This is a genomic window from Bradyrhizobium sp. BRP22, from assembly GCF_020194175.1.
GTDB lineage: Bacteria > Pseudomonadota > Alphaproteobacteria > Rhizobiales > Xanthobacteraceae > Bradyrhizobium.
In genome coordinates, this window is record NZ_JADYVX010000040.1 from 30,412 (window position 1) to 54,456 (window position 24,045).

Here is a 24,045-nt window from a genome sequence, read left to right on the forward strand (position 1 = left end):
CGATCAGCGCACGTCCGGCCGCGGATCGGACACGAACCTGTCGCGGTTCGGCATCTTGATGGCGGCAAGCGTCTTGGCGTCGAGCACGGCATCGGCCGGAACGAGGCCATTGAGATGGAGGATATAGGCGGACACGGCGTAGACATCCTCATCGCTCAGCGACTGCGGCGCGTTCTGCGGCATGGCGCGGCGGATATAGTCGAACAGCGTCGGCGCATAGGGCCAGTAGCTGCCGACGGTGCGCACCGGCTTTGCGCTCGCGAGCGTGCCCTGCCCGCCGACCAGGCGATCGCCGACCCCGCCCTGCCCGTCCGCGCCGTGGCAGGCGGCGCATTGTTCGCTATAGACCACGCGGCCGCGCTCGACGCCGCCGCTGCCTGGCGGCAGGTTCGATCCGTCATGGCCAATGTCGATGTCCCAGCCCTTGATCTCCGCCGGCGTCGCCGCCCGCCCGATGTGAAAGCGCTCCTCGGCTTGCGCGGCAACAGCGAGCCCGGCGATGAATGCGACGACTAGTGCGATGTGCGATCTAGGACAGCGCATTGCTCACCTCCCCGTTCGCGGCGATGCGCCACGGCCAGATCGCGTTGTTGTGGTAGTAATGATTGACGCCGCGGACCGCGAGCAGTTCGGCCAGCGTCGGCTGCACATAGTCAGTCTCGTCGATCGCGCGGCTCTGGATCACGGCGGCATTGCCGTCCCACTGCCACGGCAGGCGGAAACGGGTGAGCGCGCGGGTCAGCACCGGCTCCTGCAGCGTCGCGACCTGCCAGCTCTTGCCGTCATCGACGGAGACCTCGACGCGCTTGATTCGGCCGTGCCCGCTCCAGGCAATGCCGGAGATCTCGTGGAAGCCGGTGCCGTTCAGTTTCTGTCCGCCCGAGGGACGCAGGATGATCGACTTCGCCTCCATGGTGAAGGTGAACTCGCGCGCCGTGCCGTCGGGCATCAGGTCGGTATATTTGGAGGTCTCCTCGCGCGAATAGTCGGGCTCGGCCACCGCCTTCAGCCGCCGCAGCCATTTGATGTTCATGTTGCCCTCGAAGCCCGGCAGCAGCAGGCGCAGCGGATAGCCCTGCTGCGGACGCAGCCGCTCGCCGTTCTGGCTGTAGACCAGCATGGCGTCGTCGAGGCATTTCTCGATCGGGATCGAGCGCGTCAGTGCCGCCGCGTCCGCGCCTTCGGCGACAAGCCATTTCGCCTCCTTCTGCAGGCCGGCTTCGTTCAGAACGTCCTTCAGCATCACGCCGGTCCACTCGGCGCAGCTCACGAGGCCGACGAGATCGGAGGCGGTCTTGCCGTAAGGTTTGGTGTAGACCGGATTGCCGGAACATTCGATGAAATGGATCCGCGATTGCGACGGGAAACGGCGGATGTCGTCCATCGTGAAGATCAGCGGACGATCGACCAGGCCGTGCAGCATCAGCCGGTGCTGCGCCGGATCGATCGTCGGCACGCCGCCGTGATGGCGTTCGTAGAACAGCCCGTTCGGCGTGATGATGCCGTCGAGTTCCTGCAGCGGCGTGCGGCCGGAAGCGGAGAGATATTGCGGCAGCGTCTTGGAGATGTTTTTGATGACGCCCTTCTCATAGACTGACGGCGCGCCATAGGGCTGATCGCCCATCGGCGCACCCGGCGCTTTCATCCATTCGGGAATGTTGGGTGGAAGGTTGCCAGTGTCCGCAACGGCTGGCGCACCGAGCGCAGCCCCGCCCGCGACGGCGGCGCCTGCTTGCAGGAAATGCCGGCGAGATGGTCGACGTTCGCGCTTGGCGGTTGTTTGCTCGCTCATGGACGCTTCCCCTTGACGCTCTCGTTGGTCGTTTCAGCCTATCACTGGACGCTAAGTACACGCCTTCACATCTGCAAAATCGCCGGCGTGTCATGTCGCCGATGCAGCGCTGGCCGGCATATTTCGATCGGGTGTTAGCTCGCGCGCAGCCGGCTATGCGTCCGGCCATAGGCGGCATAGATCACAAGGCCGATCACGAGCCACACCGCGAGCCGGATCCAGGTGTCCGCAGGCAGGCTGAGCATCAGGACGAGCGAGGTTGCGGCCGCGGCCGGCCCCACCAGCCAGATCGCCGGCGCCCGGAACGGACGCGGCAGGTCCGGATCGACGATGCGAAGCACCATCGTGCCGATCGAGACCACGGCAAACGCGAACAGCGTGCCGATGCTGACGAGTTCACCGACCAATCCGATCGGCAGCAACCCGCCGAGAAGTGCAACGACGATGCCGGAACCGATGGTGGCGACATGGGGCGTCCGGAAGCGCGGATGGATGTTTGCGATCGCAGGCGGCAGCAATCCATCATGCGCCATGGCGCGGAAGATCCGGGGCTGCGCCAGCAGCATCACCAGCATGACCGACGTCAGGCCGAACAGGATGCCGAGCTTGATGATCGGCGACAGCCAGCCGACGCCGGCCGCGTCTATTCCGACCGCAATCGGATCGGGAACATTCAGCCGGTCGAATGGCACGATACCGGTCAGCACGAAGCCGACGGCGACATAGAGCGCCGCGCAGATCACCAGCGAGCCGAGGATGCCGATCGGCATGTCTCGCTCCGGCGACTTCGCCTCCTGCGCGGCGGTCGAGATCGCGTCGAAACCGATATAGGCGAAGAACACCACCGCTGCGCCGCGGAACACGCCGGACCAGCCGTACACGCCGACCTCCACATTCGGCGGAATGAAGGCGCCTTCGGGATTGCTCGCGGTGACCCAGTTCGCGGTCGTGAACGAGGGAACTGTGCAGACGATGAAGAGCAGAATGACTGTCAGCTTCAGGGCAACGATGAAATTGTTGAACCGCGCCGATTCCCTGATCCCCGCAACCAGCAGGGTTGTGATGAAGACGATGATGAGCATCGCCGGCACGTTGAAGATCGCGCCCGTCGACGACCATGCATGCGTGGTCGCGTCATAGCTCAGCGGCGCGGATGCGAGTTGCGGTGGTATCGTAACGCCAAAATCCCTGGCGAAGCTGACCGCATAACCCGACCATCCGATCGAGACCGCAACCGCGCCAACGGCATATTCGAGGATCAGGTCCCAGCCGATGATCCACGCCACGAACTCGCCCAGCGTCGCATAGGCGAACGTATAGGCGCTGCCACAGACCGGGACGGTCGAGGACATCTCCGCGTAGCAGAGACCGGCAAAGGCGCAGGCGATCGCGCCGAGCACAAAGGAAAGCGTTACCGCGGGTCCCGCGTTTGTCGCCGCGGCATGTCCGGTCAAGACGAAGATGCCGGCACCGATGACGCCGCCGATGCCCAGCGCGACGAGATTGAGCGCCGACAGCGAGCGCCGCAGCGGCAAGGTTCGCGCGTCGCCTTCCATAGCCGCCGCTTCCAGCAGCAAGTCGGCCGTCGATTTCCTTGCCCAGATCTCTGCCAAGAACCACCTCCTCGTGACTTCGACCCCGGGCGATCGGTCGCGCAAGGCTAACACGGCCTTGCTACGCCGCGCTGCTCACGCATTCGGCATCACTGGCAGCCTGTCAATCATCCGTATCCCGGGCCGGCGACGCCAGTGGATCTCAGACGGCTGAACAGCAAGCTGAAGCCTTGGCCAGCGGGTGAACAGCGCCTTCAGCGCGCAGATCGCCTCGATCCGCGCGAGCTGGTGGCCGAGGCAGAAATGGATGCCCGTGCCGAAGGAGATGTGCCGGTTCGGCCGCCGTTCGAGGTCCATCCGCTCGGGTTGCGGATGCGACGCGGGATCGAAATTGGCCGCCACGATCATCGCCATCACGCGATCGTTCTTCTTCAGCGCGACGCCGCCGAGCTCGGCGTCGTGCCGCACATACCGCGGCTTTGAGAATTGCACCGGCGAGACGAAGCGCAGGAATTCCTCCACCGCGAGGGCGGCGCGGTTCCAGTCCGCCTCGAGCCAGTTACGCGTTTCGGGGTTCTTCAGCAGCTCGAACACCGATCCGCTGATCAGGTGCGTCGTGGTTTCGGAACCGGCGCCGAGCAGGAGTATCACCATCGATACCATCTCGTCCGGGGTGATGCGGCCACCCTCCTTCTCGACCTGCACCAGTTCGGCAATGAGTCCCTCGCCGCCCTGTTTGCGCGCCGCCTGCAGGCGCTCCTGCAGGTAGCGCCGCATCTTCCCCAGCATGAACAGCATGCGCAGGAAGCCGAAGGTGTTGGCAACCTGCCCCATCGCATTCGCCCAGCCGATGAATTTCGGCCGGTCGGCCGCCGGCAGGCCGAGAAGCTCGCAGATGACGGAGAGCGGCAGGATGCGCGCATAGCGCTGCACCAGATCGGCCGGGCTGCCCGATGCGAACAGTTCGTCCGCAAGGCCTTCCGCGATCGCCCGGATGTGCGGCTCCATCTCGAGCACGGCACGACGGCGGAACGCCTCATCGACGATGCCGCGCAACCGGCTGTGATCCGGCTCGTCCTTGGTCAACATACTGTTGGCGATCGTTGCGATGGATTTCGGCATCCACCACTGCAGCCCCGCGAGCGCCCCGTCCTCCTTGCGCAGCGTGAAGGTGGAGGAATCCTTCAGCATCTGTGCAGTGGTCTCATAGGTCGTGGTGACCCAGACCTTGCCCACGATCGGAAATCGCGTGGCTACCACCGGCGCACACGCCCGCAGCGCCGCAACAGCAGCCGCGGGATCGCGAAAAAATTCTTCGCTCGTGAAATCGATGCGTGTCGCCATTGGTTATTCCGGGCTTCTGCGCGGAGAATCACGCCTGCGAACGATATTCCGAGCGCCAAGAGCCGTCTCCGCTTTTTTCAGACGTTCCCCGGAACCGCTGCGCCGCAAAATAGTTTGCGCCATGAGGCAAGCAGAATGACGGGGAACTGACGCATGCCGCAAATCATCGTTTCCGTGCCGATCGGCGAGAAATCCACAGACCTCTGGCGGGAGATCGGTTCCTTCGGCGCAGTGGGCTTATGGCACCCGATGCTGGCGAGAGTGGAAAGCGAAGGCGATCACGAAGGTTGCGCGCGGGTGGCGGAAACGCGCGACGGCAAGCGACAGACAGAACGATTGATCGAATTCGCGCCGAATGAGCGCTTCTATCGCTACAGGATGGAAGCAACCGCAATGCCGATCCGCAATTATGTCGGCGAGTTCCGCATCGAGGACGCACCGGACCACAGCAGCAGGGTGATATGGTCCGCGCATTTCGACCTGATCTCGGACGAAGCATCCGGCGCGGCGGATGCCGTCAAATCATTCCTGAAAGCAGGTCTCGACCATATTGCCAGCACCCACCCTCGGCCTCCGGCGTGACGCGACCCGGCCGCCCCGGTGCGGGGCGAATGGTTGACGCTGCCAGCGGTATCGCGGTCTGGCGTCGTGGTAAATCGATCGTTAATCGGACCCAACGTGGAATCGGCCCGGTTCTGACGAGAAAAGCCTGATTTTTCCGGGCAATTTCCGCTGCCAGCCGCTGCTCGCGAAGCAAATGCTCACCCGGATGATGTGGATTTAGCAAACCTGGAGGCGCATCGGTTTAACCCTTTGTCCAGCGCCGCTTCCCATAGTGAGCTCTTAGCTCAATCTCCCAAATATCGCGGGTCCGGAACTGTGACATCCTTTGGACGTGTGATTTCGGTGCGCGGCTCACAGGCCCGCGTCGGACTCCTGGCAACCAGCCAGATGCCGTTTTCGGAAGTGCGCGCGACCGTCGGCCGCTTCGTCAGCATCCGGAGTGCGTCTTCCGTGATCGTCGCCATGATCACCGAGGTGAGCTGCGAGGACTTGCCGACGTCCGACAATTACATCGCAAGCGCTTCCGTCGACCTGCTCGGCGAAATTCTCGGCGGCGATCGTCCCAAGTTCCAGCGCGGCGTCACCAACTACCCGACCATCGGCGACACCGTCGATCTGATCAATGCACAGGAGCTGCGCACGATCTATGCGCCGAGCGGCTCCGACCAGATCAATGTCGGCACCCTGCAGCAGGACCGTTCGGTCACCGCCTATGTCGATATCGAAGAAATGCTGTCCAAGCACTTCGCCGTGCTCGGCTCGACCGGCGTCGGCAAGTCCACCGGCGTGTCGCTGCTGCTCAACGAGATCCTGAAGTCGCGGCCGAACCTGCGCATCTTCCTGCTCGACGTGCATAACGAATACGGCCGCTGTTTCGGCGAGCGCGCGCAGGTGCTCAACCCGCGCAACCTGAAACTGCCGTTCTGGCTGTTCAACTTCGAAGAGATCGTCGACGTGCTGTTCGGCGGCCGCCCCGGCGTGCCGGAAGAACTCGACATCCTCGCCGAAGTCATCCCGATGGCGAAGGGCATCTACACCCAATACCAGAACGCCGACCGCATCGGCCTGAAGCGCATCGATCCCAAGCAGATCGGCTACACCGTCGATACGCCGGTGCCGTATCGCCTGGTCGACCTGATCTCGCTGATCGACGAGCGCATGGGCAAGCTCGAGAACCGCTCCTCGCGCATCATCTATCACAAGCTGATCTCGCGCATCGAGACCGTGCGCAACGATCCGCGCTACGCCTTCATGTTCGACAACGCCAATGTCGGCGGCGACACCATGGCGGAGGTCATCAGCCATCTGTTCCGCCTGCCCGCCAACGGCAAGCCGATGACGGTGATGCAGCTCGCCGGCTTCCCGGCCGAGGTCATCGACTCGGTCGTGAGCGTGCTCTGCCGGATGGCATTCGATTTCGGGCTGTGGAGCGACGGCGTCTCGCCGCTGTTGTTCGTTTGCGAGGAAGCGCACCGCTACGCGTCCGCCGACCGAAACATCGGCTTCGGCCCGACCCGCAAGGCGGTGTCCCGCATCGCCAAGGAAGGCCGCAAATACGGCGTCTATCTCGGCCTCGTCACCCAGCGTCCGGCCGAACTCGATGCCACCATCATCTCCCAGTGCAATACGCTGTTCACGATGCGGCTCGCCAACGATCGCGACCAGGCGCTGCTGCGCTCGGCGGTCTCTGACGCTGCGGCCAACCTGTTGTCGTTCGTGCCCTCGCTCGGCACCCGCGAGGTGCTGGCATTCGGCGAAGGCGTGGCGCTGCCGACCCGGCTGCGCTTCAAGGAGGTGCCGCCGCATCAGCTTCCGCGCAGCGAGGCCACCATCGCGACCGTGCCGTCGGTTGCCGCCGGCCACGACATGCACTTCGTCTCGGCCGTCCTGGAGCGCTGGCGCGGCGCCACCTCGCACCGCGACGTGCCCAACGACCCCGCGATCAGCGAGCGGCCGGCCGCACGCACCACGACGCTGGATGCACCAATGCTGCAACCCTCGATGGGGCTCGATCCCGATCGCTTCTCGCTCCTGAAGAAGCCGCTGCGCTGAGCGGCTTCCGCCGGGCGCTTGCGCCCGCGCCGCCATCGACTATGGTTCCGGCCAAGCCGCACCGCGCACAACCTTAAGCCGGGACCAGCCATGACTGAACCGATCGCAACACGTTATCCCACGCCTGCCCTCAACCAACTGCCCGAGGATATCCGCGAGCGCATCCTCGCGGTTCAGGAAAAGTCCGGCTTTGTGCCGAACGTCTTCCTGACATTTGCCTATCGCCCCGACGAATTTCGCGCCTTCTTTGCCTATCACGACGCGCTGATGGAGAAGGATAGCGGCCTCTCCAAGGCCGAGCGGGAAATGATCGTGGTGGCGACGAGCGCCGCCAACCAATGCCATTACTGCGTGATCGCGCATGGCGCGATCCTGCGCATCCGTGCCAAGAATCCGGTGATCGCAGACCAGATCGCTGTCAACTATCGCAAGGCCGACATCACGCCGCGCCAACGCGCCATGCTCGATTTCGCGATGAAGGTGAGCCGCGAGGCGAGCACGATCTCGGAAGCCGACTTCACCACGCTCACAGCGCATGGATTCAGCGATGACGACATCTGGGACATCGCGGCGATCGCCGCCTTCTTTGCGCTGTCGAACCGGATGGCCAATTTCACCGCGATGCGCCCGAACGATGAATTCTACATGATGGGACGGCTGCCGAAATAACCGACGGCCGAGGTATGCCGCGTGCTTGAATGGAGCGACATCATCCTGCGCCTCGGCGTGGCCACGCTCGCCGGCGGCCTGATCGGCCTCAATCGCGACCTGCGCGGCAAGCCGATCGGCTTGAAGACGCTCGGCATCGTTGGACTGTCCACCGCGACAGTCGTGGTGGTCGCCGTGCAGTTCACCGAGGTCGGCAGGATCACCGATGCAACGAGCCGGGTGATTCAGGGCATTCTGACCGGCATCGGCTTTCTCGGTGCCGGCGTGATCGTCCGGGAGAGGGAGCCCTTCCGCGTCCGCGGGTTGACGAGCGCCGCCTGCGCCTTTCTGGCAGCCTGCATCGGAATCGTCTCCGGTGCCGGCGAGTGGCGGATCGTCGCGACAGCCCTGGCGATCGCGCTCATACTCCTGACCGTCGGCCGCCGCACCGAGCGCTTCCTGCACCGCAAACTGGGCGGCAACGATGATCCCGACGAACAGCACACGGCAGCCACACCACCACAGCCGCAACCACCGGCAAGCCGCTAATCATCTGCTGCCGGCCCGCACCAGCCCGGCAGGTAGATCGCATCCCTGCTCTTCGCGAAGCCGAGCGCCTTTTCCATGGCTTTTGCGAAATCAACCTCCACTGTCTTGCGCGTGACCTTGCGGCGTAGGAAATCGGCCCACAGAAACTCACTGAATGGCGTGGTATCCTTGGCGAAACCGCCGGCACGGCGCAGTTCGCCGGCGAGGCTGCGGAATGGATCGTCCTTCAGGTCGCTCACCGATTTCGGCAGATCGCGAAAATGCCTGCGCTCACCCTTGGCGTCATAGGGATAGACCCAGCGCTTGTTGTCCATCACCCCCCAGAACGCATCGCGCTCGACCATGGTGAGGTCGCCGATCACCGTGACCAGCACATCCTTGACGCCCTCATCGTGCAGTGCACGGGCGAGATGGTGATGGTCGACGACGTAGTAGCGCTCATCGGGCCCGAGCACCACCGGGATCATATGCTTGCCGAGCATTTCGGCGCGCTTCCTCGCTGACTTGTGCTCGCGCCAGCGTTCGCGCTTCTCCTTCACCTCCCTCATGCCGACCGTCATCTGAGTCGGGCGCAGGGACATAATCGCGACCGGCTTGAGAATCGGCTCGCGCGTATTGGCCATGGTTCAACTCTCCATTCCTGCCGACGGAAATCACCGAGGGCTGGTTCCACTATGGCACGGCGCCACCAGGGATTGAATTCCTCGGGCTCCCGTCTCGACGAGCTGTGAACGGAAATCCTGGAGACGCGCACGAGGGTGCATCGCACATCTCGCCGTGATGCCTCGCCCACATCGCCTCACCATCAGTTCCACCAATGCCGCAGGATCACGTCGCGCGAGCGCGCACCAATATTTTACGTGAGAATCGCGTGCGGCGTGCTAAACAGGATCACAACTTCTGCGGACGGACGGCAGTGAAAACCCAGCGGCCTATCAGCTCGGATGGCGAGCACGTGGTGCTCAAATTCCGGCCGCGCACCTCCGCCCATCCACCCACCCGCCACGAGCACCCGCGTGAGGCGGGAAAGTCTGGCCAGGTCGCCCGGGACCTTTCCCGTTACGAGCGTCCGCGCGAGGAGCCTGATGACTTCCGCCAGCGCATGCTTGCCAATATCGCGGCCTTCGCTTTCACGGTTGCGTTGACCGCGATCGGCATCTGGCTGGCCGTGAGCATCGCCGACCTGCGCAAAACCCAGGATTGCGTCCTGACGGGCCGGCGGGATTGCGCGCGGATTTCGGTGATGCCGCGGGGCTAGCACGGGAACCGCAGCGGCATCTCCTGCCCAACAAGGCGGCCCACAGGGAAGGCCAAGCTCCATTGAACTCGCGGCCCCGCTCCGATATACGGGCACTCGAGTCCGCCCGGGGGAACAGGGCATTCCGGGACAACGCCGCCCGCCACCTCCCGATCGTCCCGGAATTTATCGCCAATATATCAAAGGCTTAGTGATGTCTTCCACATTCGAGCAGATCGCCAACATTATCGCCGAGACCTGCGATATCCCGCGCGACACGATCAAGCCGGAAAGCCACGCCATCGACGATCTGGGGATCGACAGCCTCGACTTCCTCGACATCGCCTTCGCGATCGACAAGGCATTCGGGATCAAGATGCCGCTCGAGAAGTGGACCCAGGAAGTCAACGACGGCAAGGCCACGACCGAGCAGTACTTCGTGCTGAAGAATCTCGCTGACCGCATCGACGAACTGGTCGCGGCCAAGAACGCAGGCACGGGCACGGCGTCGGGCTCGTAATCGAGCGCCCCATGCAGCTCGAATATTTCCAGCTCATCGATCGCATCGTCGACCTCAACATCGACGACAAGACGATCGTGGTGGAGGCTGACGTTCCGCAGACCAACACGATTTTCGAGGGCCATTTCCCGGGGCACCCGATCATGCCGGGCGTGCTCCTGACGGAAGCGATGGCGCAGTCGTCCGGCTGGCTTCTGCTCGGGCTGATGAAGTTCGAACGGATGCCCTTTCTGGCGATGATCAAGGAAGCCAAGATGCGCGGCTTCGTCAACCCGGGCGAGGTGCTGACGATCGATGCCAAGGTCGAGCACGAAGGCTCGGGCTTTGCGGTGACGTCGGCCCAGGTTCGGGTAGGCAAGGAATTGAAATGCAACGCCGAACTGACCTTCCGCCACATCCCCTTCCCCCATCCCGATCTGCGCGTGCACATGGACGCGATGGCCAAGAAGATCGGCTTTCCGCTGCAGGCGCTGGCGCATGACTGAGCGGAAGGAAGTCTGGATCACCGGCATTGGCATCCTGTCGTCGCTCGGCGAGGGCCTGGATGCACATTGGGATGCGCTCAATGCCAAGCGCATCAATGTCGACGACAAGCGGTTCGCACCCTACATCATCCATCCGCTCGCCCCTGTCAGCTTCGACGCGCAGATCCCGAAGAAGGGCGACCAGCGTCAGATGGAAGCCTGGCAGCGCATCGGCACCTACGCCGCGGGGCTGGCGCTGGATTCGGCTGGCGTCAAAGGCAATCAGGAAATCCTGTCCCGCATGGACATGATCGTCGCGGCCGGCGGCGGCGAGCGCGATCTCGCAGTCGATACCGCGATCCTGAACGCCGACGCGCACGGCAATTTCAGCCCCGGCTTTCTCAACGAACGCCTGATGAGCGAGCTGCGACCGACGCTGTTCCTGGCGCAACTCTCGAATCTGCTTGCCGGCAATATCGCCATCGTTCACGGCGTCCGCGGCACCTCGCGCACCTTCATGGGCGAGGAAGCGTCCAGCATCGATGCGGCGCGCATTGCCGTGGCGCGCATCGAGGCCGGCCAGAGCGACATTGCCCTCGTCGGTGGCGCCTACAATGGCGAACGCCTCGACTTGCTGGTCCTCTTCGAATTCGGCGACTTCAACCTGACCGGCGAGTTCACGCCGGTCTGGGCACGCGAGAACAACAGCGGATTCGCACTCGGCTCCGCCGGCGCATTCCTGGTGCTGGAGTCTCGCGAGCACGCCGAGGCGCGCGGCGTCAAGCCTTACGCCAAGCTCACGAAAGTGGTCGCCGACCTCGCACAACGCAAGCAGCCGGGCGCGGTCACGAAGTCGCTGGAAACGCTGTGGTCGAAACTCGGTGTTGGCGACGATGTCGGCGTGGTGGTCACCGGCGCGACCGGCGCCGAGCCCGTCACATCGGAGGAGCGAGCGTTCCTGCGTGAGCACCAGGGGCTTGCCGTGCGCGCCACCGGAACGATGTTCGGCCACACCGTAGAAGCCCAGTTCCCGCTCGGCGTTGCGCTGGCGGCGCTCTCGATCTCGCGCGGCGCGCTGTTTCCGCCGAACGATCCCACCGGGTTTGAGGTTGAAAAGTCCGACCCGCCAACCCAGATTGTAGTGATGGGAACCGGTCACTGGCAGGGCGAAGGCATGGCCCTGGTCGAGGCCGTCAAGTAGAGCGCGTTTGCGCGCTTCAGCGTGATCCGAAAGATCACGCTCAGACAATGGGATGAGATCATGATCCGATTCGCTCGAATCGGATCGCGATCGAGCGCAGCATCGGACGGGGGAAGCATGGCGACACCACGCGATAAATTCGGCAGGCCGATCGTTGTCGTGACCGGCATGGGCATCGTCACCTCGCTCGGCGCCGGCAAGACCGACAATTGGGCCAAGCTCGTCGCCGGCGAATCCGGGATCAAGACGGTCACCCGTTTCCCGATCGATGGCTTGAGGAGCACAATGGCGGGAACGATCGATTTCATCGACGTCGATCCCTTCACGTCCACCAGGCTTTCCGAGCGCATCGCCGAAATCGCCACCGAAGAGGCGCTGGCGCAATCCGGCATCGGCAGCAAGGGCGACTTTCCAGGCCCCCTCTTCCTCGCGGTCGCGCCGGTTGAGACCGAATGGCCGCAGCGGCTCGAACTCGGGCGCACGGTCGCCAAGAGGGAATTCGACTACTATGACATGCTGCGCGCAAGCGGCGGCGGCAGGTTCGCTCCTTATCATGATCGCTTCATGTTCGGCTCGGTCGCAAAATTCCTCGCCGAGAACTTCGGTACCAAGGGCTCGCCGATCTCGCTGTCGACAGCCTGCGCCTCCGGCGCGACGGCGATCCAGCTCGGCGTGGAGGCGATCCGGCGCGGCGAGGCAGATGCCGCGCTGTGCGTTGCGACCGACGGCTCGGTGAATCCGGAAGCCGTGGTCCGCTTCTCCCTGCTCTCGGCCCTGTCGACGCAGAACGATCCGCCGCAGGCTGCATCGAAGCCGTTCTCCAAGAACCGCGATGGCTTCGTGATGGCCGAAGGCGCCGGCGCGCTGGTGCTGGAGAGCTATGAGGCGGCGACTGCGCGCGGCGCGACCATCCTGGGCGTTGTTGCTGGCTGCGGCGAACTGACCGATTCGTTTCATCGCACCCGCTCGAGCCCGGACGGCAAGCCGATCATCGGCTGCATGCGCAAGACGCTGGCCGACGCCGGCATGGTGCCGGAGCAGATCGACCACATCAACGCGCATGGGACGGCGACGCCCGAGAACGACAAGATGGAATATCTGACGACTTCAGCGGTATTCGGCGAGCAGATCTCCAAGATTCCGGTTTCGTCGAACAAGTCGATGGTCGGCCATACCATCTCGGCGGCCGGTGCGGTCGAGGCGGTGTTCTCACTGCTCACCCTCGAGCATCAGCGGATTCCGCCGACGATCAACTATGACGTGCCGGATCCGAGCATTCATTTCGATGTGGTCGGCAACAAGGCACGTGATGCCCGCGTCACTGCCGTGATGTCCAACTCATTCGGCTTTGGCGGGCAGAACGCCTCATTGATCCTGACGCGCGAGCCGGCCTAGAGCATGCTTCGACGAACTGGTCTCCGGTCTTCTGACGAGATCATGCTCGACCAAACACCACTGTCGCGATGAACCGCCTGCAGCTCCTGCGTGCCCGCGCGCGCCTTCGCGACGCCGCCAAGCCCGTGGGCGACGCCGCGGTGGGCGCGCTGACAATCGCGCTGTTGCGCACCGCGCGCTGCTTCGATCCCTTCAAGACCGCCGATTTCTTCGGTCGCGCTGCGCACTTCATCGGTCGCAGGCTGCGCGAGGACCGGATCGGTCGCGAGAATCTGAGGGCCGCGTTTCCGGAAAAATCGCCCGAGGAGATCGAAAACATCCTGGCCGGCGTCTGGGATAATCTCGGCCGCATCGGCGCCGAATTCGCCCATCTCGACCATATCTGGGACTACGACCGCGACCATCCCGAAAACAGCCGCATCGAATTGTCGCCGCGAACCATCGAGCTCTTTGACCAGATCAGGGACGACGGCAAGCCGGCGCTGATCTTTGCCGCCCATCTCGGCAACTGGGAGTTACCAGCGCTGGCGGCCGTCGCGCACGGGCTCGACACTGCGATCCTGTTCCGGCGGCCGAACAGCGAAGCCGCGGACCGTGCGATCGAGAAGATCCGCGCGGTCGAGATGGGCACGCTGATCCCCGCCGGCCGCGGCGCGCCGCTCCGCCTTGCGCAGGCGCTGCAGAACGGCCAGCACGTCGCTATGCTGGTCGACCAATATCTGACCAACGGCGTCGAGGTCACCTTCTTCGGCCGCAAGACCAAGGCCAACCCCATGCTGGCGCGGCTCCGGCGTCAGGTCGAATGCCCGATCCACGGCACCCGCATCATCCGCCTGCCCAACAACCGCTTCCGCGGCGAGCTCTCCGAAGAAATAAAGCCGGTGTTCGACGCATCCGGGGAGATCGATATTCAGGGAACGATGCAGGCCGTCACCAATGTGATCGAAGGCTGGGTCCGCGAATATCCGGAGCAGTGGTTGTGGCTGCACCGCCGCTGGCGGTGAGCCTGAAGCTTATACCGCCCGCGTCATTGCGAGCGAAGCGAAGCAATCCACTCCTCCGCTTGTGGCGCTATGGATTGCTTCGCTTCGCTCGCAATGACGGACAGAATCCCGACAGCGAGCCTTACCTCCCCGTCTTCACCCTCGTCCAGAGACGATTGATGATCCGCTGGGTTGCCGGGTCGCGCGCAGTGATGACGAACAGCTTCTTCTGCATCGCTTCGTCCGGATAGATGTTCCTGTCGTCGAGGATTTTCGGATCGATCAGCTTCTGGCTTGCCTGGTTGCCATTGGCGTAGGACAGGAAGTTCGAGTTCTTCGCGGCGACGTCCGGCCGGTAGAGATAGTTGATCAGCTCATAGGCCTCGGCGACGTTCTTGGCGTCCGCGGGGATCGCGAGATTGTCGAAGAACATCTGCGCGCCCTCTTTCGGAATCGTGTAGCCGATTTCGACGCCGTTCTTGGCTTCGACCGCGCGGCTGCGCGCCTGCATGATGTCGCCCGACCAGCCCACCACGAAGCAGATCTCGCCTGAAGCGAGCGCGCTCAGATATTCAGAGGAATGAAACTTGCGCACATAGGGCCTGACCTTGCTGACGAGGTCGGCGGCGCGTTCGAGATCAGCCTGTTTGGTCGAGTTCGGATCGATGCCGAGATAGTTCAGAGCGGCCGGCAGGATGTCATCGGCGGAGTCCAGCATATGGATGCCGCAGTCCTTGAACTTGGCGAGATTCTCGGGCTTGAAGACGATGTCCCAGCTATCGATCCTGGCGTCGGGGCCGAGAATCTTCTGCGCCATCTGGACGTTGTAGCCGATGCCGGTGGTGCCCCACATGTAATTGGCGGCGTAGTTGTTGCCGGGATCGTAGGTCGCGAGCTGGCTGGTCACCACCGGCCAGGCATTGGCGAGGTTCGGCAGTTTCGACTTGTCGAGCTTGAGGAAGACCTTTGCGGTGATCTGGCGCTGCAGGAAATAGCCGGTCGGCACCACGACGTCGTAGCCCGACTTGCCCGCGAGCAGCCGCGTCTCCAGCGTCTCGTTAGCATCGAAGGTGTCGTAAGTTACCCTGATGCCGGTCTCCTTCGTGAAGTCCTCCAGCACCCCCGGCGCCATATAGTTCGACCAATTGTAGAAATTGACCGTGCGCTCCTCGGCGCGGGCAGAGGAACAAACGAGCAGGGCCGCAGCCAAGAGGGCGGCGAAGCGAAGGGGATGACAGCCCAGCTCGTGCATCTCTCTACCTCTTTCGACGGTGCACCGCATCCGATAGACGCTCGAGCGCAATGTCGAGGGTCGCGTCCTTCTTTGCGAAGCAAAAACGTACGACCGAGGTCACCGGATCCTTTTCGTAAAAGGCCGAGACGGGGATGGCGGCCACCTTGTAGTCCGTCACGATGCGCCGGCAGAACGCCTCGTCGGTCTCGTTGAGCCCGAGCGGCGACAGGTCGACGGTGAGGAAATAGGTGCCCTGGGATTTCAGGACCGGAAAGCCGAGGCTCTCCAATCCTTGTGTCAGCCGGTCCCTGCTCCGCGCCAGATCCTTGCGCATGTCGTGAAAATACGCGTCGGCCTTGCCGAGCCCATAGGCCACCGCCGCCTGCAGATTGGGCGCCGTGGTGAAGGTGAGGAACTGATGCACCTTGGCGGCAACCCGCAGCAGCGGCGGCGCGGCGCAGACGAAACCGACCTTCCAGCCGGTGAGCGAGAAGATCTTGCCGGCACTGCCGACCTTGATGGTGCGGTCCCGCATGCCCGGCAGCGTGATCAGCGGGATGTGCTCGCGACCATCGAAGATCACGTGCTCCCAGACCTCGTCGCAGATCGCGACCACGTCGAACTCCTGGCAGAACCGCGCCAGCAGTTCGAGGTCTTCGCGCGGATAGACGACGGCGGACGGATTGAGCGGATTGTTGAACAGCACCGCCTTGGTCTTGTGATTGAAGACGCTCCGCAGCATCTCCTCGTTCAGCCGCCAGTGCGGCGGCTCGAGCCGCAACAGCCGCGGAATGCCGCCTGCCTGACGGATGATCGGCAGATAGGAATCGTAGACCGGCTGGAAGACCACCACCTCATCACCCGGCTCGACCATGGCCAGGATCGATGAGGTCAGCGCTTCGGTGCCGCCCGAGGTCACCATGACTTCCGTCATGGGATCCAGGTCGAGCCCGTGCCAGCGGCCGTAATGAGCCGCGATCGCCTGCCTGAGCTCGGGGATGCCCATCATCGACGGATACTGGTTGTAGCCGTTGACCGAGGCATCCGCGGCCGCGCGACGGATGTCCTCCGGACCGGGATCGTCCGGAAAGCCCTGCCCGAGATTGATGGCGTTGTTGTCGCGCGCGAGCTGCGACATCGCTTCGAAAATGGTGACGGGAAGGTCCGCGAAGACCTTGTTCATGGAAGTCATGGAAAGGTCAGCCGCCCGTCTTGGTCGGCAATCCTGCCGCCTTCCAGGCCAGCATGCCTCCTGCCAGATGCTTGTCGTAGGGCAGCCCCGCCGACTGGGCCGCGAGCGAGGCGGTGACCGAACGCTTGCCCGAGCGGCAGGCGAACACGACCTCCTTGCCCTGCGGATCTGGAATCTCGTCCGGATCGAACGTCGACAGCGGCACCACGGCGCCGTCAGGATAGGCCTCGGCAGCGACCTCGTTGGGCTCGCGGACGTCGACCAGGAGATAGCGTCCGTCCGCTATTCCCTTCGACACCTCCTGAGGCGTTAGATCATGCACCTTGTGGTCAGCCACGCGCGTTCTCCAGACAATTCGTGGGCTCAGCCAGCCCCGTGATTTCGGGCGCAAAGTCGCCCCTTGCGCAGGGAAAATCAAGCACCGCAAAGGGTCGAGGACCGGCAAAAGCTAGATCGTTACCTGCGTTCCGACCTCGACGACGCGGCCGGTCGGGATCTGGAAATAGTCGGTGGCGTCGTTGGAAGAACGGCTGAGGGCGATGAACAGATGGTCCTGCCAGCGCGGCATGCCGGAATGCGCGGCGGGCTTGAGTGATCGCCGCGACAGGAAGAACGAGGTCGACATGATGTCGAACTGCCAGCCGAGCTTGCGGGCGATCGCCAGGGTCTTCGGCACGTTCGGCGATTCCATGAAGCCGAAGCGCAGCGTCACCTTCGAGAAGGTCGGGCTGATCTGCTCCATCCGCACCCGCTCGGACGGATCGATCCGCGGCGTCGGTGCGGTCTCGATGGTGAGAATGACATTCTTCTCATGCAGCACTTTGTAGTGTTTTAGACTATGCATGAGCGCGGTCGGCGCGCTGGCGGGGTCGCTGGTCAGGAACACCGCCGTGCCGGAGACGCGCTGCGGCGGCCGCTTTTCCAGCATCGCGACGAGATCGGCGAGCGGGAATTCCAGCTTGCGCGACTTCTCGAACAACAGCCGGCTGCCCCGCCGCCACGTATACATCAGCAGCATCACGGCGCCGCCGAGCGCGAGCGGCACCCAGCCGCCCTCCAGCACCTTCAGCAGGTTTGCCGACAGGAAGGTAACATCGAGAAACAGGAACGGCGCGATCAGCGCGGCGGCGGCGATCGGCGACCATCGCCAGACTTTCCAGACCACGACGAAACCCATCATGCCCGTGACCACCATGGTGCCGGTCACCGAGATGCCATAGGCCGAGGCCAGCGCGCTCGAGGAGCGGAACAACAGCACCAGCAACAACACCGCAACCAGCAGCAGCCGGTTGATGCGGGGAATGTAGATCTGACCCGAATGGGCTTCCGAGGTGTGGCGTATCTCGAAACGCGGCAACAGGCCGAGCTGGATCGCCTGGCGAGTCAGCGAATAGGCGCCAGTGATGACGGCCTGGCTCGCAATGACCGTGGCGATGGTGGCAAGTACGACCATCGGGATCAGCGCCCAATCCGGGAACATGAGGAAGAACGGATTCTCGATCGCCTTGGGATCGACAATGACGAGCGCCGCCTGCCCCATGTAATTGAGCGCCAGCGCCGGCAGCACGATGAACAGCCAGGCGAACTGGATCGGCCGTTTGCCGAAATGCCCGAGATCGGCATAGAGCGCTTCCGCGCCCGTCACGGCGAGAAACACCGCGCCGAGGGTAATGAAACCGATCAAGCCGTGGTGGAGCATGAAGGAAACGGCATAGAGCGGATTCAGCGCGGCCAGGACCTGCGGATGGGCGATGATCTGTGGCACGGCTGCGATCGCCAGCACGGCAAACCAGACGCACATGATCGGACCGAAGAATGCCGCAACCCGCGCCGTGCCATGCGATTGCACGGCAAACAGCGCCACCAGAATCAACGCCGTGATCGGCACGATATAGTGTTCGAAGGTCGCAGTAACGAGCTTGATGCCTTCGATCGCCGACAGCACCGACAGCGCCGGCGTGATCACCGCGTCGCCGTAGAATAAGGCCCCGCTGATGATGCCGAGCATCACCACGGCACCGGCACCCTTGGTAACGGCGCGCTCAGCCAGCGCCATCAGCGCCAGCGTTCCGCCCTCGCCGTGGTTATCGGCGCGCAGCAGGATCACCACATATTTGAGCGTGACGACCACGATCAGCGCCCACAGGATCAGGGAGAGCACGCCGAGCACTGCCTGCGTCGTGGCGACGCCACCGTGCCCGCTGGCCGCGACGACAGCTTCGCGCAGGGCATAGAGCGGGCTCGTGCCGATGTCTCCGTAGACAACGCCGATGCTGCCGAGCGTCAGCGCCCCGAAACTTGCCGTGGAATGCGCCTCTCCATGTCCACTGGCCGCAGGCGTTTCCGCCGCGGTGACGGCACTCTCGGACGACATGGGAGGAAGCCTCTATTGTTCACTGCACAATGAAACAGAGTGACAGGCCTATATCCCCGCGCGAATGCATAGGTTAGGCGACAATCAGGCCTCCGCCATGCATTTAGCACATAACTCTACGGCTGAGCCAGCCAGAATCTCGCGCCCGTCAGATAGTTACCTGGGTGCCGACCTCAACCACCCGTCCGGTCGGGATCTGAAAATAATCGGTTGCGTCGTTGGCGGAGCGGCTCATGGCGATGAACAAGTGATCCTGCCACAGCGGCATGCCCGACTGCGCCGCGGGCTTGAGCGACCGCCGCGACACGAAGAATGACGTCGCCATGATGTCAAACTGCCAGCCGAGCTTGCGGGCGATCACCAGTGCTTTGGGGACGTTTGGCGATTCCATGAAGCCGAACCGGAGGCGCACCTTGGAAAACTTGTCGCTGACACGTTCCATATGGACGCGCTCGGAGGGATCGACGCGCGGCGTCTGCGCCGTCTCGATGGTCAGGACCACATTGTGCTCGTGCAGCACCTTGTTGTGCTTGAGATTGTGCAATAGCGCAGTCGGGACAAAGCCTGGATCGCTGGTGAGGAAGACCGCGGTGCCCTTGACGATATGCGGCGGCCGCTTCTCCAGGCTCTTGATCAGATCATCGAGCGGCACCTCGATGCGCCGGGTCTTGGCGAGCAGGATGGCCACACCACGCCGCCAGGTCCAGATCATGACCGCCATCGCAACGCCAAACAGCAGTGGCACCCAGGCGCCTTCGAACAGTTTCAGGAGATTGGCGCTCAGGAAAGTCATGTCGACAACCACGAGCGGCACAATCACCGCGGCTGCGGTCGCCACGCGCCAGTTCCACAATTTCCAGATCACGACAAAGCCCATGATGCCGTCGGCGACCATCGTCGTTGAGACGGCGATGCCGTAGGCCGATGCGAGTCCGCTCGAGGTGTGGAACATCAGCACGAGCAAGACGACGCCGATCAGCAGCAAGCGGTTGACGCGCGGCAGATAGATCTGCCCGGCATGGGACTCCGAGGTGTAGCGGACCTCGAAGCGCGGCAGCAGACCGAGCTGCACCGCCTGACGCACCAGCGAATAGGCGCCGGTGATGACGGCCTGGCTTGCGATCACGGTGGCTGCTGTGGCGAGCGCCACCAGCGGCAACAGCAGGAAGTCGGGAACCATCCGGTAAAAGGAATTCTCGATCGCGGACGGATCAGACAGTACCAGCGCCCCCTGCCCGAAATAATTGAGCAGAAGCGAGGGCAGCACGAAGAACAACCAGCCGTACTGGATCGGCTTGCGGCCGAAATGGCCGAGATCGGCGTAGAGCGCCTCGCCGCCGGTGACGGCAAGGAACACCGCGCCCAGCGTCACCAATCCGATGGTGCCATGCGTGAGCAAGAACTGGAGCCCATAATAGGGATTGATCGCCGCCAGCACCGACGGGTCATCCCTGATGTGGACCAGCCCCATCACGGCGAGCGTTGCGAACCAGACCACCATCACCGGCCCGAAGGCGGAAGCAACCCGCGCGGTGCCGATGCGCTGAACCGAGAACAACACGACCAGGATGAAGATCGTGACGGGCACCACATAATGCTGGAGTGCCGGCGTCGCGAGCTTGAGGCCTTCGACCGCCGACAACACGGAGATCGCCGGCGTGATCATGGAATCGCCGATGAACATCGAGGCGCCGACCACGCCGAGCGCCAGCAACAGCCAGCTTCTCCGCCCAAGCGCGCGTTGCCCCAGCGCCATCAGCGAGAGCGTGCCCCCCTCGCCGTTGTTGTCGGCGCGCAGCAACAGCAGCACGTATTTCGAGGTGACGACGATGAAGAGCGCCCACAGGATCAGCGACAGCACGCCGAGGACGATGGTTCGGGATACCGGCTGTCCGTGGGTGGCGCCGGCGACCGCCTCGCGAAAGGCATAAAGCGGCGAAGTGCCGATATCGCCGAACACCACGCCAATACTGCCCAGCGTCAGGGCCCAGAAATTGGAGGTGACTGGCCCCTCTTGGACCTCGCTCGATGAGACGCTGACAGCCATGGCGGGGGGAGAACGCCCTATCTGCTGGTTTGATCCGGCGCGGCTATCCACGCTTCCGCGTTCCCTGTCAACGGTTGCGCCGGACGCGTATCCGTGGCAGGCGGACAGACAGCAAGATAGTAAATTCGGCGGATTACGGCTTCAAGCCGGGCGGCAGCGGCGGATCCTCGCGCATCAAGGTGATAGTGACGCGACGGTTTGCCGCGAGTGAAGGATCATCCGGAAACAACGGCTGGCTGTCGGCCTTGCCCGAGACGGCGAAGATGTGCGACGGCGGCAGCCCTTCGCGCTCAAGGATCTGGCGCACCGCGTTGGCGCGGTCCGCCGACAGGTCGAACGCGCCGTAGTCGCTGCGCGCCGGCACGAAACCGGCGGCGGTGTGGCCGACGATGGATACACGGAGCGGCGTTGCCTTGAGCGGCCCGGCCAGCTTCTGGATCAGCCGCCGCGTGCGGTCGAAGGGCACCTTGGAGCCGTCGGCGAACATCGAGCGGCCGTCCTGGTCGACGATCTCGAGGTTGAGGCCCTCCTTGGTTTCCTCGAACATGATGTGCTTGGACATTTCGGTCAATTCCGGCATGTCCTGCAGCGCCTGGCGGAGCGAAGCGGAAGCGAGCGCGAAGGCGCGATCGGTGTGCAGCTTGGCGCCGTTGACCTGGTTGCGCTCCTTCTCGTCCGGCGTCGGCTTGTCCGAGGTTTCTTCCGGCGAGATATGTTCGACGTTCTTCAACTTCGGCCGCGTGGGCAGGCCGTCGGATTCGATGATGCCGGAATAGCGCACATTGGTCTGCGAACCGAAGGCGTCGCGCATCGAGCCTGCGACGATCTTCAGCTTGTTGTTGTCCATGCTGGAGAAGGCGACGAGCATCACAAAGAAGCTCATCATCAGCCCCATCAGGTCGGCAAAGGTCACGAACCAGCCGTGCCCTCCGGTATGTGCGTCGCCGCGCTTCTTCTTGGCCATCGCGTGAACCTCCGACCGTTGCCAGGCCGAAGATCAGGCCGGCACCGGTTCGCCCTCTTCCTCGCGGTGCTTTTCCGGCAGATAAGCGAGCAGCATTTCGCGGACCAATGCTGGGCTCTTCGAATCGCGGATCATCAGGATGCCGTCGATGATCAGCGTGCGGTTAGTCTCCTCGTCCAGGAGCTTGCCATGCAGCTTGTCGGCAATCGGCAGGCAGAACAGGTTCGCAATCAGCGCGCCGTAGAGCGTGGCAAGCAACGCGGTCGCCATGAACGGGCCGAGCTTTGAGGGATCGGTCATGTTGGCGAACATCTGCACCATGCCGATCAGCGTGCCGATCATGCCGAAGGCGGGCGCGCAGTCGCCGATCGCACGGTAGATCTTGCTGCCTTCGTCGAGATGCATCAGGAAATTATCGCGGTCGCGCTCGAGATTGTCGCGGATGAATTCGAGGTCGTAGCCGTCGGCGACATAGCGGATCCCTTTGGCCAGGAAGGGCTCGCTGGTCTCGACTTTTTCAAGGCCGACCGGGCCCTGCTTGCGGGCGATCTCGGCGATCCGGGCCAGTTCGTCGACCAGATCACGCGCCGACAGCCGGCTCATGGTGAAGGCGAATTTCGCCCCCAGCGGCAGGCCATGCAGGATAGCGCCCAATGGAAAGCGGATCATCGTGGCCGCGATCGATCCGCCGAAAATGATGATCATGGCATGTTCAGAAATGAACATGTGCAGGTCGCCGCCCATCAGCATCATCGTCGAGATCACGATAATGCCCGCCACGAGCCCGACGCCCGTCATGATATCCATGGGAGACTCCACGCGTACGCTACACACCGCCTGTCCTGGACGGTGCACGGCCCAACCCCGGACCGCGCCGGAAAACCTACGTGGCCGCCATTAAAGACGCGTAAAGGTTAAGCCGAGGAGGAACCCGTAAAATCACGCGCAAACCGAGCGGAGCCCGAGCGCGATGGCGGTCTCAACCTTTCGCTAACCATAATCGTCGGCGTGGCTCAGCGATCGGCATCGAGCCCGGTGAGTTCGCAACTGAGCGTGCGCAGCCTTTTCCGCGCGGATGCGTCATAGGCTTGCGGATTGGCCCTGGCCTCATTCATGCCGTTGAAGAACAGTCCGCTCTCGTCGGCGACATCGTCGCCCAACACCAGATGCAGGATCGCCTGGCCGCCCTGCTCGACGGTGGAGATCGGGGTGATGCCGCCGGCCCGCACCATGGTGGTGTTCATATAGGTCGCCGGGTGCAGCGAATTTGCGGTGACGCCGGAGCCTTGCAGCGCTTCGGCGAGATCGATCGTGAACATGATCTGCGCGAGCTTGCTCTGGGCGTAAGCCCGCGAGCCGCTGTAGTTCTTCGTGATCATCACGTCGTCGAAGTCGATCGGATGCTGACCGAGGGAAGCGACGTTGACGATCCGCGACGGTGCGCTCGCCTTCAATAGCGGCAGCAACAGATGCGCCAGCAGGAAGCCGGCAAGGTAATTCACCGCAAAGCGCAGCTCGTGACCGTCCTTGCTGGTCTGCCGGGCCGGACCCTCGTTCTGCGAACCGATCCCGGCATTGCTGACGAAGACGTCAAGTCGCTTGTGGTTTGCGAGCACGGCCTCGGCAAGCTTTCGCGTCTCGGCGAGCGAGGACAGATCGGCCTGGTAGAAGATGGGCTCGCGGCCCCCTGCCCGCCTGATCTCCTCGATCAGCGTTGTCGCGCGCGCCTGGTCGCGCCCATGGACCAGGACATTGGCGCCGCCGACGGCGAGCCTGGTCGCAACATAGCGGCCGACACCGTCGGTGGACCCGGTGATAAACACGGTCTTGTCGCGCATTTCCATCGAGCACCTTCCGTCCCTGTCCGGGTTCCGCATGGCGGTCGGAGGACAACTACACCCGTCTGCGGCGCTGCGCCACGGGTCAGAAACC

The 24,045-nt window shown here is 63.5% G+C and carries 23 protein-coding genes; 10 read left to right on the forward strand and 13 right to left on the reverse strand.

Translation table 11 applies throughout. The features are described 5' to 3' along the window. Positions 1–3: 3 nt before the first annotated feature. The 4 genes from I6F35_RS33195 to I6F35_RS33210 form a co-directional block, all read right to left on the reverse strand. Positions 4–543, reverse strand: a complete 540-nt coding sequence (locus I6F35_RS33195; RefSeq protein ID WP_225121853.1) for a cytochrome c — start codon at positions 541–543, stop codon at positions 4–6. Next, entirely contained in the window at positions 530–1,792 is a 1,263-nt protein-coding gene (soxC, locus tag I6F35_RS33200) for a sulfite dehydrogenase (RefSeq protein ID WP_225121854.1), read from the reverse strand. The genes I6F35_RS33195 and soxC overlap by 14 nt, the downstream gene beginning before the upstream one ends. A 134-nt stretch (positions 1,793–1,926) precedes the next feature. After that, positions 1,927–3,405 carry an amino acid permease gene (locus tag I6F35_RS33205; RefSeq protein WP_225121855.1) on the reverse strand — a complete coding sequence of 493 codons (1,479 nt, stop codon included), beginning with the start codon at positions 3,403–3,405 and terminating at the stop codon, positions 1,927–1,929. A gap of 75 nt (positions 3,406–3,480) precedes the next feature. Continuing rightward, positions 3,481–4,689 (reverse strand): cytochrome P450, encoded by a 1,209-nt coding sequence (locus I6F35_RS33210; protein ID WP_225121856.1) that lies wholly within the window; start codon positions 4,687–4,689, stop codon positions 3,481–3,483. Between the two features lie 153 nt (positions 4,690–4,842). Here I6F35_RS33210 and I6F35_RS33215 point away from each other — a divergent pair, with 153 nt between their 5' ends. The 4 genes from I6F35_RS33215 to I6F35_RS33230 all read left to right on the forward strand — a co-directional run bounded on the left by I6F35_RS33215 (position 4,843) and on the right by I6F35_RS33230 (position 8,502). Beyond that, positions 4,843–5,271 carry an SRPBCC family protein gene (locus I6F35_RS33215; protein ID WP_225121857.1) on the forward strand — a complete coding sequence of 143 codons (429 nt, stop codon included), beginning with the start codon at positions 4,843–4,845 and terminating at the stop codon, positions 5,269–5,271. A 297-nt stretch (positions 5,272–5,568) separates the two neighbouring features. Beyond that, on the forward strand, positions 5,569–7,305 hold the full coding sequence (locus I6F35_RS33220) for an ATP-binding protein (protein WP_225121858.1): 1,737 nt from the start codon (positions 5,569–5,571) through the stop codon (positions 7,303–7,305). A gap of 90 nt (positions 7,306–7,395) precedes the next feature. Beyond that, on the forward strand, positions 7,396–7,974 hold the full coding sequence (locus tag I6F35_RS33225) for a peroxidase-related enzyme (protein WP_225121859.1): 579 nt from the start codon (positions 7,396–7,398) through the stop codon (positions 7,972–7,974). A 21-nt stretch (positions 7,975–7,995) separates the two neighbouring features. Beyond that, a complete protein-coding gene (locus tag I6F35_RS33230) occupies positions 7,996–8,502 on the forward strand; it encodes an MgtC/SapB family protein (RefSeq protein ID WP_225121860.1) in 507 nt (168 codons plus the stop codon). On the opposite strand, the gene I6F35_RS33235 is transcribed toward I6F35_RS33230, so the two are convergent. Further along, positions 8,499–9,125 (reverse strand): ParB-like protein, encoded by a 627-nt coding sequence (locus I6F35_RS33235; RefSeq protein WP_225121861.1) that lies wholly within the window; start codon positions 9,123–9,125, stop codon positions 8,499–8,501. The genes I6F35_RS33230 and I6F35_RS33235 overlap by 4 nt on opposite strands. A 293-nt stretch (positions 9,126–9,418) precedes the next feature. On the opposite strand from I6F35_RS33235, the gene I6F35_RS33240 reads away from it, so the two are divergent. From I6F35_RS33240 to I6F35_RS33265, 6 genes are all read left to right on the forward strand, one after another. Further along, a complete protein-coding gene (locus I6F35_RS33240; protein ID WP_225121893.1) occupies positions 9,419–9,760 on the forward strand; it encodes a hypothetical protein in 342 nt (113 codons plus the stop codon). 193 nt (positions 9,761–9,953) lie between these two features. After that, the gene (locus tag I6F35_RS33245; protein WP_027583603.1) at positions 9,954–10,259 is read left to right on the forward strand and encodes an acyl carrier protein; all 306 of its coding nucleotides are present in this window, start codon (positions 9,954–9,956) and stop codon (positions 10,257–10,259) included. Positions 10,260–10,270: 11 nt separating this feature from the next. Continuing rightward, positions 10,271–10,744 carry a 3-hydroxyacyl-ACP dehydratase FabZ family protein gene (locus I6F35_RS33250; protein WP_225121862.1) on the forward strand — a complete coding sequence of 158 codons (474 nt, stop codon included), beginning with the start codon at positions 10,271–10,273 and terminating at the stop codon, positions 10,742–10,744. Further along, the gene (locus I6F35_RS33255) at positions 10,737–11,924 is read left to right on the forward strand and encodes a beta-ketoacyl-ACP synthase (protein ID WP_225121863.1); all 1,188 of its coding nucleotides are present in this window, start codon (positions 10,737–10,739) and stop codon (positions 11,922–11,924) included. The genes I6F35_RS33250 and I6F35_RS33255 overlap by 8 nt, the downstream gene beginning before the upstream one ends. Positions 11,925–12,041: 117 nt before the next feature. Then, complete coding sequence (locus I6F35_RS33260; protein ID WP_225121864.1) at positions 12,042–13,319, forward strand: beta-ketoacyl-ACP synthase; 1,278 nt, start codon at positions 12,042–12,044, stop codon at positions 13,317–13,319. Between the two features lie 68 nt (positions 13,320–13,387). Further along, positions 13,388–14,323 (forward strand): lipid A biosynthesis lauroyl acyltransferase, encoded by a 936-nt coding sequence (locus I6F35_RS33265; protein WP_225121865.1) that lies wholly within the window; start codon positions 13,388–13,390, stop codon positions 14,321–14,323. Positions 14,324–14,444: 121 nt separating this feature from the next. Here the strand turns inward: I6F35_RS33265 and I6F35_RS33270 are convergent, their stop codons facing one another. The 8 genes from I6F35_RS33270 to I6F35_RS33305 form a co-directional block, all read right to left on the reverse strand. Further along, a complete protein-coding gene (locus I6F35_RS33270; protein WP_225121866.1) occupies positions 14,445–15,554 on the reverse strand; it encodes a polyamine ABC transporter substrate-binding protein in 1,110 nt (369 codons plus the stop codon). Between the two features lie 4 nt (positions 15,555–15,558). Then, the gene (locus tag I6F35_RS33275; protein WP_225121867.1) at positions 15,559–16,728 is read right to left on the reverse strand and encodes an aminotransferase; all 1,170 of its coding nucleotides are present in this window, start codon (positions 16,726–16,728) and stop codon (positions 15,559–15,561) included. Between the two features lie 7 nt (positions 16,729–16,735). After that, positions 16,736–17,065 (reverse strand): rhodanese-like domain-containing protein, encoded by a 330-nt coding sequence (locus I6F35_RS33280; RefSeq protein ID WP_225121868.1) that lies wholly within the window; start codon positions 17,063–17,065, stop codon positions 16,736–16,738. Between the two features lie 111 nt (positions 17,066–17,176). Further along, positions 17,177–19,102, reverse strand: coding sequence for a potassium transporter Kup (locus tag I6F35_RS33285; protein WP_225121869.1), 1,926 nt, complete (start codon positions 19,100–19,102; stop codon positions 17,177–17,179). Between the two features lie 148 nt (positions 19,103–19,250). Further along, positions 19,251–21,149: a potassium transporter Kup gene (locus tag I6F35_RS33290; RefSeq protein ID WP_225121870.1), complete on the reverse strand. Its 1,899-nt coding sequence runs from the start codon at positions 21,147–21,149 to the stop codon at positions 19,251–19,253. Between the two features lie 133 nt (positions 21,150–21,282). Next, complete coding sequence (locus tag I6F35_RS33295; protein ID WP_225121871.1) at positions 21,283–22,113, reverse strand: flagellar motor protein MotB; 831 nt, start codon at positions 22,111–22,113, stop codon at positions 21,283–21,285. A 33-nt stretch (positions 22,114–22,146) separates the two neighbouring features. After that, positions 22,147–22,920 carry a MotA/TolQ/ExbB proton channel family protein gene (locus I6F35_RS33300; RefSeq protein ID WP_225121872.1) on the reverse strand — a complete coding sequence of 258 codons (774 nt, stop codon included), beginning with the start codon at positions 22,918–22,920 and terminating at the stop codon, positions 22,147–22,149. Between the two features lie 206 nt (positions 22,921–23,126). Beyond that, positions 23,127–23,957, reverse strand: a complete 831-nt coding sequence (locus I6F35_RS33305; protein ID WP_225121873.1) for an SDR family NAD(P)-dependent oxidoreductase — start codon at positions 23,955–23,957, stop codon at positions 23,127–23,129. Positions 23,958–24,045 lie beyond the last annotated feature (88 nt).

Bases quoted from the DNA above. Each gene is read 5' to 3' on its own strand.
- I6F35_RS33195 (WP_225121853.1), bottom strand. From the start codon at position 543: ATGCGCTGTCCTAGATCGCACATCGCACTAGTCGTCGCATTCATCGCC.
- soxC (WP_225121854.1), bottom strand. From the start codon at position 1,792: ATGAGCGAGCAAACAACCGCCAAGCGCGAACGTCGACCATCTCGCCGG.
- I6F35_RS33210 (WP_225121856.1), bottom strand. From the start codon at position 4,689: ATGGCGACACGCATCGATTTCACGAGCGAAGAATTTTTTCGCGATCCC.
- I6F35_RS33215 (WP_225121857.1), top strand. From the start codon at position 4,843: ATGCCGCAAATCATCGTTTCCGTGCCGATCGGCGAGAAATCCACAGAC.
- I6F35_RS33225 (WP_225121859.1), top strand. From the start codon at position 7,396: ATGACTGAACCGATCGCAACACGTTATCCCACGCCTGCCCTCAACCAA.
- I6F35_RS33235 (WP_225121861.1), bottom strand. From the start codon at position 9,125: ATGGCCAATACGCGCGAGCCGATTCTCAAGCCGGTCGCGATTATGTCC.
- I6F35_RS33245 (WP_027583603.1), top strand. From the start codon at position 9,954: ATGTCTTCCACATTCGAGCAGATCGCCAACATTATCGCCGAGACCTGC.
- I6F35_RS33250 (WP_225121862.1), top strand. From the start codon at position 10,271: ATGCAGCTCGAATATTTCCAGCTCATCGATCGCATCGTCGACCTCAAC.
- I6F35_RS33255 (WP_225121863.1), top strand. From the start codon at position 10,737: ATGACTGAGCGGAAGGAAGTCTGGATCACCGGCATTGGCATCCTGTCG.
- I6F35_RS33260 (WP_225121864.1), top strand. From the start codon at position 12,042: ATGGCGACACCACGCGATAAATTCGGCAGGCCGATCGTTGTCGTGACC.
- I6F35_RS33265 (WP_225121865.1), top strand. From the start codon at position 13,388: ATGAACCGCCTGCAGCTCCTGCGTGCCCGCGCGCGCCTTCGCGACGCC.
- I6F35_RS33270 (WP_225121866.1), bottom strand. From the start codon at position 15,554: ATGCACGAGCTGGGCTGTCATCCCCTTCGCTTCGCCGCCCTCTTGGCT.
- I6F35_RS33275 (WP_225121867.1), bottom strand. From the start codon at position 16,728: ATGACTTCCATGAACAAGGTCTTCGCGGACCTTCCCGTCACCATTTTC.
- I6F35_RS33285 (WP_225121869.1), bottom strand. From the start codon at position 19,102: ATGTCGTCCGAGAGTGCCGTCACCGCGGCGGAAACGCCTGCGGCCAGT.
- I6F35_RS33290 (WP_225121870.1), bottom strand. From the start codon at position 21,149: ATGGCTGTCAGCGTCTCATCGAGCGAGGTCCAAGAGGGGCCAGTCACC.
- I6F35_RS33295 (WP_225121871.1), bottom strand. From the start codon at position 22,113: ATGGCCAAGAAGAAGCGCGGCGACGCACATACCGGAGGGCACGGCTGG.
- I6F35_RS33300 (WP_225121872.1), bottom strand. From the start codon at position 22,920: ATGGATATCATGACGGGCGTCGGGCTCGTGGCGGGCATTATCGTGATC.
- I6F35_RS33305 (WP_225121873.1), bottom strand. From the start codon at position 23,957: ATGGAAATGCGCGACAAGACCGTGTTTATCACCGGGTCCACCGACGGT.